14 protein-coding genes are annotated in these 13,779 nt (G+C 58.9%); 6 read left to right on the forward strand and 8 right to left on the reverse strand.

What is annotated here, in order from left to right; all coding sequences use genetic code 11:
- Window positions 1-40: 40 nt before the first annotated feature.
- Window positions 41-1,024, reverse strand: coding sequence for a quinone oxidoreductase family protein (locus AC2FF8_RS16460; RefSeq protein WP_496880232.1), 984 nt, complete (start codon window positions 1,022-1,024; stop codon window positions 41-43).
- A 193-nt stretch (window positions 1,025-1,217) separates the two neighbouring features.
- Here AC2FF8_RS16460 and AC2FF8_RS16465 point away from each other — a divergent pair, with 193 nt between their 5' ends.
- The gene (locus AC2FF8_RS16465; protein WP_210093361.1) at window positions 1,218-2,075 is read left to right on the forward strand and encodes a DUF2189 domain-containing protein; all 858 of its coding nucleotides are present in this window, start codon (window positions 1,218-1,220) and stop codon (window positions 2,073-2,075) included.
- A gap of 30 nt (window positions 2,076-2,105) precedes the next feature.
- Here the strand turns inward: AC2FF8_RS16465 and AC2FF8_RS16470 are convergent, their stop codons facing one another.
- A complete protein-coding gene (locus AC2FF8_RS16470) occupies window positions 2,106-3,092 on the reverse strand; it encodes an NAD(P)H-quinone oxidoreductase (protein ID WP_170346289.1) in 987 nt (328 codons plus the stop codon).
- 61 nt (window positions 3,093-3,153) lie between these two features.
- Entirely contained in the window at window positions 3,154-3,846 is a 693-nt protein-coding gene (locus tag AC2FF8_RS16475; RefSeq protein ID WP_170346288.1) for a COQ9 family protein, read from the reverse strand.
- 111 nt (window positions 3,847-3,957) lie between these two features.
- Here AC2FF8_RS16475 and rpsU point away from each other — a divergent pair, with 111 nt between their 5' ends.
- Both rpsU and AC2FF8_RS16485 read left to right on the forward strand, forming a co-directional pair.
- A complete protein-coding gene (gene rpsU / locus AC2FF8_RS16480) occupies window positions 3,958-4,164 on the forward strand; it encodes a 30S ribosomal protein S21 (protein ID WP_005614280.1) in 207 nt (68 codons plus the stop codon).
- A gap of 294 nt (window positions 4,165-4,458) precedes the next feature.
- Window positions 4,459-5,556, forward strand: a complete 1,098-nt coding sequence (locus AC2FF8_RS16485; RefSeq protein ID WP_496880233.1) for a CAP domain-containing protein — start codon at window positions 4,459-4,461, stop codon at window positions 5,554-5,556.
- A gap of 67 nt (window positions 5,557-5,623) precedes the next feature.
- Here AC2FF8_RS16485 and ppk2 read toward each other — a convergent pair whose 3' ends face one another.
- A complete protein-coding gene (ppk2, locus tag AC2FF8_RS16490) occupies window positions 5,624-6,541 on the reverse strand; it encodes a polyphosphate kinase 2 (RefSeq protein ID WP_496873757.1) in 918 nt (305 codons plus the stop codon).
- A 280-nt stretch (window positions 6,542-6,821) separates the two neighbouring features.
- Here ppk2 and AC2FF8_RS16495 point away from each other — a divergent pair, with 280 nt between their 5' ends.
- A complete protein-coding gene (locus AC2FF8_RS16495) occupies window positions 6,822-7,172 on the forward strand; it encodes a CPBP family glutamic-type intramembrane protease (protein ID WP_496880234.1) in 351 nt (116 codons plus the stop codon).
- A 3-nt stretch (window positions 7,173-7,175) separates the two neighbouring features.
- On the opposite strand, the gene AC2FF8_RS16500 is transcribed toward AC2FF8_RS16495, so the two are convergent.
- A complete protein-coding gene (locus tag AC2FF8_RS16500) occupies window positions 7,176-7,634 on the reverse strand; it encodes an Lrp/AsnC family transcriptional regulator (protein WP_170346285.1) in 459 nt (152 codons plus the stop codon).
- Between the two features lie 135 nt (window positions 7,635-7,769).
- Here AC2FF8_RS16500 and ald point away from each other — a divergent pair, with 135 nt between their 5' ends.
- The gene (gene ald, locus AC2FF8_RS16505) at window positions 7,770-8,888 is read left to right on the forward strand and encodes an alanine dehydrogenase (protein ID WP_170346284.1); all 1,119 of its coding nucleotides are present in this window, start codon (window positions 7,770-7,772) and stop codon (window positions 8,886-8,888) included.
- 189 nt (window positions 8,889-9,077) lie between these two features.
- On the opposite strand, the gene AC2FF8_RS16510 is transcribed toward ald, so the two are convergent.
- Window positions 9,078-9,839, reverse strand: coding sequence for a mechanosensitive ion channel family protein (locus tag AC2FF8_RS16510; RefSeq protein ID WP_425079052.1), 762 nt, complete (start codon window positions 9,837-9,839; stop codon window positions 9,078-9,080).
- A 261-nt stretch (window positions 9,840-10,100) separates the two neighbouring features.
- Between AC2FF8_RS16510 and AC2FF8_RS16515 the strand changes: the two genes are divergently transcribed.
- On the forward strand, window positions 10,101-10,799 hold the full coding sequence (locus tag AC2FF8_RS16515) for a glutathione S-transferase family protein (protein WP_170346282.1): 699 nt from the start codon (window positions 10,101-10,103) through the stop codon (window positions 10,797-10,799).
- A 50-nt stretch (window positions 10,800-10,849) separates the two neighbouring features.
- On the opposite strand, the gene AC2FF8_RS16520 is transcribed toward AC2FF8_RS16515, so the two are convergent.
- The gene (locus AC2FF8_RS16520) at window positions 10,850-11,296 is read right to left on the reverse strand and encodes a YtoQ family protein (RefSeq protein WP_170346281.1); all 447 of its coding nucleotides are present in this window, start codon (window positions 11,294-11,296) and stop codon (window positions 10,850-10,852) included.
- A gap of 82 nt (window positions 11,297-11,378) precedes the next feature.
- Window positions 11,379-13,775 carry a phenylalanine--tRNA ligase subunit beta gene (gene pheT, locus AC2FF8_RS16525; protein WP_496880235.1) on the reverse strand — a complete coding sequence of 799 codons (2,397 nt, stop codon included), beginning with the start codon at window positions 13,773-13,775 and terminating at the stop codon, window positions 11,379-11,381.
- Window positions 13,776-13,779: the final 4 nt, after the last annotated feature.

Below are 13,779 nucleotides of genomic sequence, written 5' to 3' on the forward strand. Positions count from 1 at the left end.
CGGATAAAGTTGAACCCGGCCTGACAGGCCGGGTTTCGCATCAAAGGTCCAGAATCGTACTGCCGGTCGTCTGCCGCGCTTCCAACGCGCGATGTGCATCGGCCACCTGATCCAGCGCAAAGCGCTGATCGATGTGGATCTTGACCTCTCTGCCCTCGACCTTGCCGAACAAGCGGCGCGCCATTGCCTGACACACGGAGTGGTCCGCAATATGGGTGAACAAGGTGGGTCGGGTGATCTTGAGCGATCCTTTCCGACCCAGAACACCGATATCGAATGGCGGCACCGGCCCTGAGGCGTTGCCGAAGGAAATCATCATCCCCAAGGGTTTCAGGCAGTTCAGCGACCCATCGAACGTGTCCGCCCCGACGGAATCCATCACCACGTCCACGCCCTTGCCTTTGGTGATCTCGGCCACCCGTTCGGCGAAATTCTCGGATCGGTAGTTGATGCAATGCGCAGCCCCGTTGAACCGGGCGAGGCTGCATTTCTCGTCGGTCCCCGCCGTACCGATCAGGGTGATCCCTTCGGATTTCGCCCATTGGCAGGCGATCAGTCCGACCCCGCCCGCCGCTGCATGGAACAGCACAGTATCCCCGCGTTTCAGCGGAGTGGTTCGGTGAAACAGGTACTCAACCGTCAAGCCCTTCAACATCATAGCCGCGGCAGCGTCGAAAGAGATGTCGTCCGGCAGAGGGCACACCTGTGCCGCAGGCATGACGCGGGCCTCGCAATACGCGCCGGGCGGGGCTGCCGCATACGCGGCCCGTTGACCGGGTTGCAGGTGCGTTACCCCGTCCCCGACGGCCTCGACGACACCCGCCGCTTCCATCCCCAAAGCATGGGGGAGTTCCAGGGGATACAATCCAGTGCGTTGATAAACATCGATGAAATTAAGACCGCAGGCATGATGGCGGATACGTATTTCACCCGGTCCGGGGTCGCCCAATGGCCTGTCTTCGATCCGCAACACCTCGGGCCCGCCGAATTCGTGCAATACCACCGTTTTCGCTGTTGTCTGCATCCTGACCTCCTCTTGCCTGACATCAAGCTAACATGACTGCAATGCAGGGCAATCCGTCTGGTGCCACAGTGTTGATCAGGATTCCGCCAAACTGTGCTATACTGCGACCAGGCGTTGTCGGCTGGTCCGGCCGCGGACAACCAAATGCCGGATCCATTCCGCGGCGCAATTCTCGCCAGGAAAGGGGATGAAAATGGCTAAAACAATCGGAAATCCGATCAGTTGGGCCGCCCGGAATCTGGGGGCGGCCAGTGATCATGTCTCGGATAGCGTTTCACAACTCGGAAGCGCAGATACCAAACACTTGCCGATGGTGCAGACATTGACGGTGCAGGATCTGCGCGCTTGCCTGCGGGCGGGGTATCACGACTTTGTCGAAACACGGGCGGATGCCATATTCATTGTGTTGATCTACCCGATCGCGGGGCTTTTGATGTTCGGCTTTGCCCTGAACGTCAACATGGTTCCACTTCTGGCGCCTCTCGTCGCAGGTTTTGCCTTGATCGGTCCGGTGGCAGCTGTGGGTTTGTACGAGATCAGCCGCAAACGTGAACAAGGCAGCACGGTGCATTGGCTGGATGCGTTCGGCGTATTCCGCTCACCGGCATTCGGCGCAATTCTGGTTTTGGGCTTCTATCTGGTGATGCTTCTGCTGATCTGGCTGATGGTGGCGCAGAGCATCTATACGCATACAATGGGGCCTGAAGCCCCCGCATCACTTGGCACTTTTGCCACGCAGGCTTTCACGACGACTGCCGGCTGGACCATGATGGTTGTCGGACTCGCCGTTGGTTTCGTATTCGCTCTTTGCGCTCTGGCCGTCAGCGTCGTCAGCTTTCCGTTACTTCTTGACCGGCAAGTCGGATTGCCGGTGGCGGTCGTGACGTCGTTTCGCGTGTTGCGTCACAACCCCGGCGTCATCTTGACCTGGGGTTTCATCGTGGCGGCCCTTCTGTTTCTGGGAGCCCTGCCGATGCTGTTGGGCCTGATCATAGTGATGCCGGTTCTGGGTCATGCCACATGGCACCTGTACCGCCGCGCGGTTGCGTGAACGCGCGGGTCTGCCCCGCGCGCGCAGAGTTCAGCCCGCGACGTTCAGAACGATCTTGCCAATATGGCCCGAGCTTTCCATGCGTGCATGGGCGGCGGCAGCCTCGGCCAGATCAAACTCGCTGTCCATGACAGGCGCAACCTTGCCGGCCTCAAGCAGAGGCCAGACAGCTTCGCGCAGGTCCTGCGCAATCCGGGCCTTGGCCAGATCGCTTTGCGGGCGCAGGGTGCTGCCGGTCAGGGTCAGGCGCTTGACCATCATCAGGGCAAAGTTCAGCTCGACCACCGGGCCTTGCAGAAACGCGATCTGGACCAGCCGCCCATCCTCGGCCAGAGCTTTGACGTTGCGCGGGATATAGTCGCCACCGACCATGTCGAGGATCAGGTTTGCCCCGCCTTCGGCCCGCATGACGGCCACAAAGTCCTCATCGCGGTAGTTGATCGCCCTTTCCGCACCCAATTTGACGCAAGCCTCGCATTTTTCATCCGACCCTGCGGTGGCAAAAACGCGGGCCCCAAAAGCATTGGCCAACTGGATGGCCGTCGTGCCAATCCCGCTCGAGCCACCATGGACCAGAAATCTCTCGCCTGCCTTCAGCCCGCCCCGCGTGAACACGTTGGACCAGACGGTGAAAAAGGTCTCGGGCAGGCAGGCCGCCTCTTTCAGTCCCATGCCGGCAGGGACCGGCAGGCAATGGGCCGCAGGGGTGGCGACATATTCGGCATAGCCGCCGCCCGGCAGCAACGCGCAGACCTGATCGCCGACGGACAGTCCTTCGACCCCGGCCCCGACCGAGACCACTTCGCCCGAAGCCTCAAGCCCCGGCAGGTCGCTGGCACCGGGCGGCGGATCGTAAGCGCCCGCGCGCTGCAACGCATCCGGGCGGTTCACCCCGGCATAGGCCACTTTCAGAACGACCTGCCCTGCACCCGGTTCGGGAATCGGACGCTCGGTCAGTTGCAAAACATCGGGACCACCCGGTTCGGTGATCTCAACAGCGCGCATCATCTGGGTCATAGGCACCTCCTTTGCCCAATGCCTAACAGGCATCAGGGCCAAGGCCCAGCACCAAGACGCGCTACTTTCGGGGGTTCAGCATCCCCGGAAGATCGGCCCGCATTTTTACCGGAGCCTTCACCTGACCCGCCAGCCAGTTCGGAACCGCCAGAAACGGTTTCAACACCGGGTTGTCGCGCATCTGTGCCTTGAACTTTTCAAACTCCATGACATTAGCGATCCGGCGATCCAGAAACTCCCACGTGCGCTGATGATCCGGGCTGTCATCACCCAGCCAGAACAGCAGCGTCGAGGAATAGACACCCGACAAAGTGGCCCGTTTCGTGTACCAGTTCACATCATCCGAGGTGTCGCCCAGCGCATCCCAGATCAGATCGCAGGTCTGCCAAACCGCCTTGGCACCATCTGCCGCATGGGTTGGCAAGGAAAACAGCGTCATGCCCCGGCGCACCAGCTCTTTGTCCTCGACGGCCTGCAACCGGAACCGAACCGCAGCGGCAATCCTGTCACGGAATTTCAGCCCGCTCAGGTCCTCGGACTTGATGCGGTCCAGCATCGCCTGATCGCCGCGCGCGTGGTACGCCAGCGCCAGATCTACCGCCCCACGCGGACAGATCGCGCGCGCCAGGCCGTCATCCAGACCACAATCGGAAATGGAGGCGCGAAAACTGGATTCCGACCACCCATCGAAGGGAACATGGATCAGCATTGCATCCAAAAGCTGCTGTTTTGCATCTTCATATGTGGTCGTCATGGCGGTTCTCCGGTTGTCGGCCCCAGTACTAGACAAGTTAGAGCGGCTTTGCTATACGGCCAACTCCTGCAATTTCCTTGCAACTCTATCTAGAAAGGTGGTGACAACCACATGCAGGTTAGTGTTCGCGACAACAACGTCGATCAGGCGCTTCGTGCCCTGAAGAAAAAGCTGCAGCGCGAAGGCGTGTTCCGTGAAATGAAGCTGAAGCAACATTTCGAGAAACCGTCCGAGAAAAAAGCGCGCGAGAAGGCTGAAGCGATCCGTCGTGCCCGTAAACTGGCACGCAAGAAAGCACAGCGCGAAGGTCTGCTCTAAGACTTTCCTCGTCCAGCTTTGGATGACACTATTTGACGACCCCCGAGGCATCGCCCGGGGGTTTGTCGTTTCGGGGATCGGTTTCAATCCGCCGACTCGTGGTACCGGCTGTGCGACAAGCCGCCATTTCCTCACCAGCAACATTTTGCCCGGCATTTTGCAGCGCAGCGAATCCCGCATCGGTAGCATCGGGTTGCCAAAACTCGCCTGAAGTGAACCGCCCCCTACCACCGTCGACACCCCCACCTCTAAGTGAGCCCGTCCGGAAGGACACAAACACAAACGGAGGCAAAAATGTCGACTGCAAGTACATTCGAACGCGAGATGCTGGGGCTGATAAACCAGGAACGCACATCCCGCGGGCTCAACCCGCTGCAACTTGAGACGCAGCTGAACGATTCATCCGAAGATCACAGCACCTGGATGCTGGACACAGACACGTTCAGTCACACCGGTTCGGGCGGTTCCAGTGCAACCCAGCGGATGCAAGACGCCGGATTCGATCTTGAGGGAAACTGGCGGACCGGCGAAAACATCGCATGGCAGTCCGAACGCGGGCAGCCCGGCATCAGCGATGACGTGGCGCAGTTGCACCAGAACCTGATGAACAGCCCGGGCCACCGCGCCAATATCCTGAATCCGGATTTCAAATATATCGGGATCGGCGTCGAAACCGGTGACATGCAGGGCTTTGATGCGGTGATGGTCACCCAGAACTTTGCCGCAACCGACGCGGCAGTCATGCTGGACAACGGCAATACGAACACACCGCCCGTTCCGCCAACCACGCCGGACGAAGTTGCCGTACCAGAAGAGCCGGAAGTCGAAACACCCGATACTGACGTCACCGAAACCGAAGAGCCAGGAACTGAGACTCCCGGAACCGAAGCGCCTATACCCGAGACACCAGACACCGACGTCACCGAGACCGAAGAGCCGGAGCCCGAAGAGCCGGAGCCCGAAACGCCGGATACTGACGTCACCGAGACCGAGGAACCGGAACCCGAAATGCCCGGAACCGAAGAACCAACACCCGATGCACCAGATACCGACGTCACCGAAACCGAAGAGCCGGAACCCGAAACGCCGGACACCGAAGTGGTTGATGGCGGTGAGCCCGAAGCATTCTGCTTTGACGTTCAGGCTTTCCTGGATGAAATCGCCAGTTTCCTCGAAAACCTGCAAGCGCAGTTTGACGAGTTCAACTGGGGTGACGATGTGAACGGCGACACGGACGTGGCAGACACCAATGATATCGACATGATGCCGACCGCCGACGCCACGCCGGAAACGGAATCCGAGCCTGCGGGCACCGAAACCGCCGACGTCGATGACTGTGACATCACAATGGTCAACTTCTTCCACTTTGACTGCATGATGGATGCAGCCTGATCAGTTGACCCTGTGCGAGGCCGGCCGTGTCGGCCTCGCATATTCCGGCTCAGAGCCTGATTTTGCTTCAATAGATCTTTGGTACGTAAAGCTCATCCGGCAAAACGCGGCGTTCGTATTCCGGGTTGTACTTGCGGTCGGGCAGATTGACCTTTTCCTGAGGCACGTCCTCGTACGGGATTTTTGTCAAAAGATGCTCGATGCAGTTCAGCCTTTCGCGTTTCTTGTCATTGCCTTCGACGATGTACCACGGGGCCTCGGGAATATTGGTTCGGAAAAGCATATCCTCTTTGGCCTTTGTGTAGGATTCCCAGCGGATGCGGGATTCCAGATCCATCGGCGACAGCTTCCATTGTTTCATCGGATCGTGAATACGCATGAGGAATCGCAACTGCTGTTCCTCGTCCGTGATCGAGAACCAGTATTTCAGCAGAATGATCCCTGACCGCACCAGCATCCGTTCGAATTCGGGGACGTCCTGAAAGAACTGTTCAACCTGGTCCTCGGACGCAAAACCCATCACCCGCTCGACCCCCGCCCGGTTGTACCACGAGCGGTCGAACAGAACGATTTCTCCCGCCGCCGGCAGATGCGGTACATAGCGCTGGAAATACCACTGGCTTTGCTCGCGGCGGCTGGGTGCCGGCAACGCGACCACGCGCGCCACGCGCGGGTTCAGACGCTGGGTGATCCGCTTGATCACGCCCCCTTTACCGGCACTGTCACGGCCTTCAAACAGGATACAGACCTTGGCCCCGGTATGCTGTACCCAGTCCTGAACCTTGATCAGTTCAGCTTGCAGGCGCAGCAGGTTGCGGAAGTAAACCTTGCGATCCAACATGTCCGGATGCTGTTCCCGATAGATTTTCCGGACTTCCATCGACAGCATCGGCTCACTGAATTCTATCTCGAAATCTTCGTCCAGCGTGTCCTCCAGCTCGGCTTCCAGCCAGTCTTTGGGGGCGCCAGTTTTTTCGTTGTCCAAGGTCAGCTCCTTCTCGGTCTTCGGGTTCGGACCATATCGGGCCCGTGTAACCACCTGATGTCATCAGATAAATTGATGCGAGGGTCACGAGTCCTGCGGCTGTTGTCACGCCTGCAAATCAGGTCCAGCGCGGGTATACGGTCTTTCCCCTGAATTTGTACATCTGGCCCGCGGGATACAAGCGTCTGAATTGACGCAATGCATTGCGCTTCACCATGGCTGCTTGCATTGCCTCGTTTTGGTGCGGCATCACGGGGTGCGTGAAACAGATGAGACGATTGTGACATTCCTTCTTTCCGCGTTGCTCGCGATCTGGCCCTGGCTTGTTCTGATATCAGCGCAATTGATGGCGCTGTCCCGGCGGACAGGCATCGGCTTGTCGTTGCTGGTTTTGTTCATCAGCATTGCCTCGGTGACAGGATTGATGTCACCCGGGGTGATCGCTGCCGGCCTGCTGTTCGGACTGGCCAATTTCGTCGGAGGTCCGGCGCTCGTGGGTTTTGCTTCCATTCTCGGGCTGGCCTGCGGATTGGGATACTATGCAACCAGGCGCCTGTGGGTACCTGTGATGATGCATTTCGGCTTCAACCTGACCCACCTTTTTCTGTTCACCTATCCCGGACCTTTATGACAATCAGACGGGCAAGGCAGTGGTCTTGAACACGGTACGCAGGGCAAACGAGCTTTGCATTTGCGCCACCCCGGGCAAGCGCGACAGGTATTGGCGATGGATGCGGGCGAAATCTTCGGTGTTTTCCGCCACGACTTTCAGAATGTAATCCGCCGTACCGGCCATCAGATGGCATTCCAGCACATCCGGTATCCGGGCCACCGCTTTTTCAAACGCATCCAGAACCTCTTCGGCCTGACCCTGTAGCGTGATCTCGACAAAGACCGTTGTCGGCACGTTCATCTTCCGCGCATCCAGCAAAGCCACGTAGTTGCGAATGTAGCCTTCAACCTCCAGCCGCTGAACACGCCGGTGGCAAGCGGACGGAGACAGGTTGACCTGTTCAGACAATTCCGAATTCGACATCCTGCCGTTTTTCTGAAGTGCCGCAAGAATCTTTCGATCAGTCGCATCCAAGCTCATTTATGCAAGTCCTATGCAAGATTTCGACATGTTACGCGAAATTCTTCCAAAGAAAAGCGTATCGACACGTTTTCTTTCACAGAAATTGCGCTGCGAAATGCACATAATTTAAGCAGTTTAGGAACGGAGACCCCCATGAAAATCGGTTGCCCCAAGGAAATCAAACCCCAGGAATTCCGCGTCGGGATGACGCCCAATGCTGCTCAGGAAGCTGTTGCACGTGGTCACGAAGTCCTTATCGAATCCGGTGCAGGCATCGGCGCAGGTTTCGACAATGACGCCTATGTCGCGGCAGGCGCGCATATCATCGACACTGCGGAAGAAGTATTTGCCACCGCCGACATGATCGTGAAGGTCAAGGAACCCCAGGCCGTGGAACGCAAGATGCTGCGCGAAGGGCAGCTGCTGTTCACTTATCTGCACCTGGCTCCGGACCCGGATCAGACGCATGACCTGCTGGAATCAGGTTGTACTGCCATCGCCTATGAGACCGTAACCGACGCGAACGGCGGCCTGCCTCTGCTGGCACCGATGTCCGAAGTCGCCGGTCGCCTGGCCCCTCAGGTCGGGTCGTGGACACTGCAAAAGGCCAATGGCGGGCGCGGCGTTCTGATGGGTGGCGTACCCGGTGTCGGCCCTGCCAAAGTGGTCGTTATCGGCGGCGGCGTCGTAGGAACTCATGCGGCAAAGATCGCTGCCGGAATGGGCGCGGATGTCACCGTTCTGGACCGCTCCTTGCCGCGGCTGCGCTATCTGGATGACGTCTTTGGCGGAACCTTCAAGAACCAGTATTCGACCGCAGGCGCCACGGCCGAGCTGATCCAGGATGCAGATATGGTCATCGGTGCCGTTCTGATCCCCGGCGCTGCGGCTCCGAAACTTGTCTCGCGAGCTCAGTTGTCGACGATGAAACCCGGTGCCGTACTTGTCGATGTTGCCATCGACCAGGGTGGGTGCTTCGAGACGTCAAAAGCCACCACCCATGCCGATCCGATCTACGATGTCGATGGCATCATGCACTACTGCGTTGCCAACATGCCGGGCGCCGTTGCGCGCACCTCGACCATCGCCCTGGGCAACGCCACGATGCCGTTCATGCTGTCTCTGGCGGATAAAGGCTGGAAACAGGCGTGTCAGGACGATCCGCATCTGCTGGAAGGCCTGAACGTCCACGCTGGCAAGCTGACCTACTATGCGGTCGGCAAGGCCCTTGGTATCGACGTTGTTTCACCCAACGTGATCGTCAAGTCGTGAACACTCCCGCCCCTGAAATCGCTTTTGAAAAGCGATTTCCAGCGTTGGGCATAGCGCCACGCCGCAGGCGTGGCGCGGTCGGACTCGAGGCGACGGTTTGAACAAAGAAAAGGGCACCGCGCCCTTGCGCGGTGCCCGGCCCAACGGGAGGAGGGCATTTTCGAATGCCCGATCGACGGGCGGGAGCCGTCACCCCTGTTTCTGGATCTCCACCGAATGGGGATAAGGGATCGAAATACCTTTGTCGTCAAAGGCTTCCTTGATCGTTTTCGTCAGCTCGAATTTGACATCCCAATAGTCTGGTGCCGAGCACCACAGCCGTGCCGTCAGATCCACCGAACTGTCACCCAGGTTCGTAACCCGAACCCATGGTTCCGGGTCGCTGTGAATGCGACTGTCCGCTTTGGCCACATCCAGAATGATCTGCATGGCTTTGTCCGCGCTGTCCCCATAGTCGATTCCGAACACCAGATCGACACGGCGCGTGTCATGGGCAGAGTAGTTCGTGATGATCGAACCCCATGACTGACCGTTCGGAACGATGATCTGCACATTATCAGGCGTCACCAGCTCGGTCGTGAACAGGTTCAGGTCCTTTACGGTGCCCGACGTGCCGCCGATATCAACAAACTGACCCAACTTGTAGGGCCGGAAGACAACCAGCATCACACCGGCCGCCAGATCGCTGAGCGTGCCTTGAAGCGCCAGACCGATGGCCAGCGATGCGGCACCCAGAATGGCGACGATGCTGGTGGCTTCAATTCCGAAGATACCCAGAACGGCAACCAGAACCATGGCGAGAATGGCCCATTTGACCAGGCTTGCCGAAAAGTTCCCAAGCGTCGGATCAATATGCGGCGTCGAATTGATCCGGCGGCGAACCATGCCGCCGATTGCACCAGCTACGATCCAGCCCAGGATCAGAACGACAAGCGCCTTGACGGCACTCATGATCAGCGGGGCATATGCTCCCACCTGTGTTACGACCTCATCCACGCCCATCTCCTTTCAACAGCAAGAAACCCGCGAGGTTTTCGCGGGGGTCACCAGATTGTGAGCCAAGTTTGATTTCCGGTCTAGGTGCCAGTTTCACTGGAATTCCCCTCTGTTCGCCAGAAAACACGGCCTGACCGGAAATGCACATTGCAAAGGGCTTAATTTAATCAGGCGTGGCCCCTAGCTTTTACACAGACACCCAAACAGGAGCCCCCAATGCTGGACAACAACCCTCATCCGATCATGGCGCGTTGGCCCGCGCAATCCCCGGACAGGATTCAACTGTATTCCTATCCGACTCCAAACGGCGTAAAGGCGTCGATCATGCTGGAGGAAACCGGCCTGCCCTATGAGCCCCATCTGGTGACGCTATCGGATGCGGATGTCAAAAGCCCCGCGTTTCTGTCGCTGAACCCAAACAACAAAATCCCCGCCATCATCGATCCCAACGGGCCGGACGGTAAGCCGCTGACCCTGTTCGAAAGCGGCGCGATCCTGCTGTATCTGGCCGAGAAATCAGGCAAGTTGCTGGGACAAAGCGCAGCAGACAAGCATCGCATTACGCAATGGCTGATGTTCCAGATGGGGGGCGTGGGACCAATGTTTGGTCAGCTTGGCTTTTTCTACAAATTCGCAGGCAGCGAAATCGAAGACCCCCGACCGCGCGAACGCTATATCAACGAGGCCAAACGCCTTCTGAACGTGGTCAACATGCAACTGGACGGGCAGGACTGGATCGCAGGCGATTACTCCATCGCCGATATCGCTCTTGCCCCCTGGCTGAATGCTTTGGACTTCTATGGCGCGAAAGAGGTTGTCGGCTGGGACGACTACGCCAATGTCGTCGCCTATGTCGACCGTTTCATGCAGCGCCCGGCGGTGCAGCGCGGCAAGACCATACCCGCACGCGCTTAAACGGTTTCGCGATAGGAAGGGTGCCAAAGCTGGCACCCTCTTCGCAAAGCTCAGCCCGGCAGTGCGCCCGTCAGCACATACCGCAGGATTTCGACCACCTGCGCGGGCTTTTCCGCCACGGCCAACGCGGCTGCATCAACTTCTTTCAACGCGTGCTGATGGTCGGGACCGTGCAGCACGATGATGGATTTGCCCAGCGCTGCGGCATAACCCGCATCAAAAGCCGCGTTCCACTGTTTGTACTTGTCGCCAAACCGGACAACCACCACGTCAGCATCCGAAATGCCCTTGCGGGTCCGGATCGCGTTGACCATCGCACCCTTGTGGTCATGCCAGTATTTGTTCGGCTCTTCCCCAAGAATGGCAACGCCGCAATCGTCGCTTGCCGCGTGGTCCGTCACCGGGCCGTTGAAGGTGATATCCAACCCCTGTGCGCCGTCGATGATCTGTTCGCGCCAATCGGTATGGATTTCGCCAGAGAGGTACACATTCAGCATCTTTCGTCCTCCGTAAACACGCAAAAGGGCGCCACCGCCCCTTCATCTTTTCTGAAATACTCCCGCCGGAGGCGGCCCTGCATCAGCCCCGCAGAACACCGCCGGTCGCCTTGGAGACTTTGGCGATAATCTTTTCGGCCACCGCTTCGATGTCCTTTTCCTTCAGCGTCTGGTCCGTGGGCTGCAAACGTACCGTGATGGCCAGCGATTTTTTACCTTCACCCAGGCTGCCGCCGATGAATTCGTCAAAGACACGCACATCTTCGATCAGCGCCTTGTCGGCGCCTGCCGCCGCATTCACCAATGTCAGCGCCTCGACGTTTTCATCAACGACAAAGGCAAAATCCCGTTCGACCGCTTGCAAATCACGCAATTCCAATGCGGCACGTGTGGCACCGGACTTGCGGGGCAAGGGAACCTCGTCCGGCCAGATCGTAAAGGCCATTGCCGGACCCTTGATATCCATCGCCTGCAACACGCGCGGGTGCAGCTCACCAAAGACACCCAGCACCTTTTTCGGCCCCAGGCAGATCTTGCCGTGACGACCCGGATGCCACCAGGCATCGCCGTCGCGCAGAATCTGTGCCTTGGCCGGTGCTCCGATCGCCGCAAGAACGGCCTCGGCATCCGCCTTGGCATCAAAGACATCCACCGGGCGCGAGGCCCCGTGCACATCCTTGGGGCCGTTGCGGCCAACCAGCAGGCCGGCGATCTGGGTTTTCTGGTCGCCGGGTTCGCCATCATGGAAAACGGGGCCGACTTCGAACAGGGCGACATCGGCGTATCCGCGTGCCTGATTGCGGGCCGCGGCCTGCAACAATCCGGGCAGCAGATCGGGGCGCATGTGGCTCATCTCGGACGAGATCGGATTTTCCAGCATGGTCGCATCGTCACCTCCACCGAACAAAGCAGCCGAAGCCTGATCGATGAACGTATAGCTGACGCATTCGTTGTAACCCAGCGCGGCGCAGGTGCGGCGCGCCATGGACTGGCGGCGTTGCATCGGTGTCATCACCGGCTTGGGAATACCATCGGTGACACGCGGCAAGGGCTTGCCCTGCAATTTGGTCAACGAGGCGATTCGTGCGACCTCTTCCACCAGATCGGCCTCACCCATGATATCGGGGCGCCAGCTGGGCACGTGGGCCATCTCGCCCTCCAGACGGAAACCCAGCCGGGTCAGCGTCTGACGCTGTTCGCTTTCGGGAATGTCCATCCCGACCAGAGACTGCACCCGTTCGGCATCCAACTTGTACGCGCGCGCGTGGTTCGGCGCTTTGCCCGCCTCGACCACTTTGGACGCTTCACCGCCGCAGATGTCCAGAATCAACTGGGTTGCGTGCTCAAGCCCTTCCAGCGTGTATTCAGGGTCCACGCCGCGTTCGAACCGATACCGCGCGTCCGAATTGATCTTCAGCGCCCGACCCGTCAGCGCGATCTGCACATGATCCCAGAACGCGCTCTCCAGGAACACATTCACAGTGTCCTCGGTGCAGCCGGTTTCCTGACCGCCCATGATGCCTGCGATGGATTCCGGCCCTTTGTCATCGGAAATAACCATCATGCCGGGCTGAAGCGTGTATTCCTTTTCGTCCAGCGCCACCAGGGTTTCACCGCCTTTGGCGCGATGAACGCGAAGGTTGCCCTGCACCTTGTCCGCGTCAAACACATGCAGCGGGCGGTTATGGTCAAAGGTCATGTAGTTGGTGATATCCACCAGCGCCGAAATCGGACGCAGCCCGATCGCCTTCAACTGATCCTGCAACCACTGCGGGCTGGGGCCGTTCTTGACGCCCTTGATAAGGCGGCCCGTGAAATGCGGGCAACCATCCAGCGTATCCTCGTCAATCGATACTTTGATCGGGCTTTCGAAATCGCCTGGCACCGGCACGTAGTCGCGCTGTTTCAGAGTGCCGATCCCACGCGCCGCCAGATCACGCGCGATGCCTTCCACGCCCAGCGCATCGGGCCGGTTCGGAGTGATCGCGATCTCGATCACCGGATCGATCTTGGCGGGGTCATTCTCGGCAAGCCAATCAACGAATCTGTCACCGACCTCGCCCGAGGGCAACTCGATGATGCCGTCATGTTCGTCCGACAACTCCAGCTCGCGCTCGGACGCCATCATGCCAAAGCTTTCGACACCGCGGATCTTGCCGACGCTGATCGTCAGGTCCAGACCGGGGATATACATGCCCGGCTTGCAGACGACGACGGTAATGCCTTCGCGGGCGTTGGGCGCGCCGCAGATGATCTGCAATTCGCCTTCATCCGTGTCCACCTTGCAGACGCGCAGCTTGTCGGCGTCGGGGTGTTTTTCCGCGTGTTTCACATAGCCCAGCGTAAAGTCCTTGAGCTTGTCAGCCGGGTTGATGACCTCTTCGACCTCAAGGCCAAGGTCGGTCAACGCCTCAGTGATCTCATCAACCGACGCATCGGTATCGAGGTGGTCTTTCAGCCAGGACAAAGTGAATTTCATTGCT

This window comes from Ruegeria sp. YTSA144, assembly GCF_059610125.1.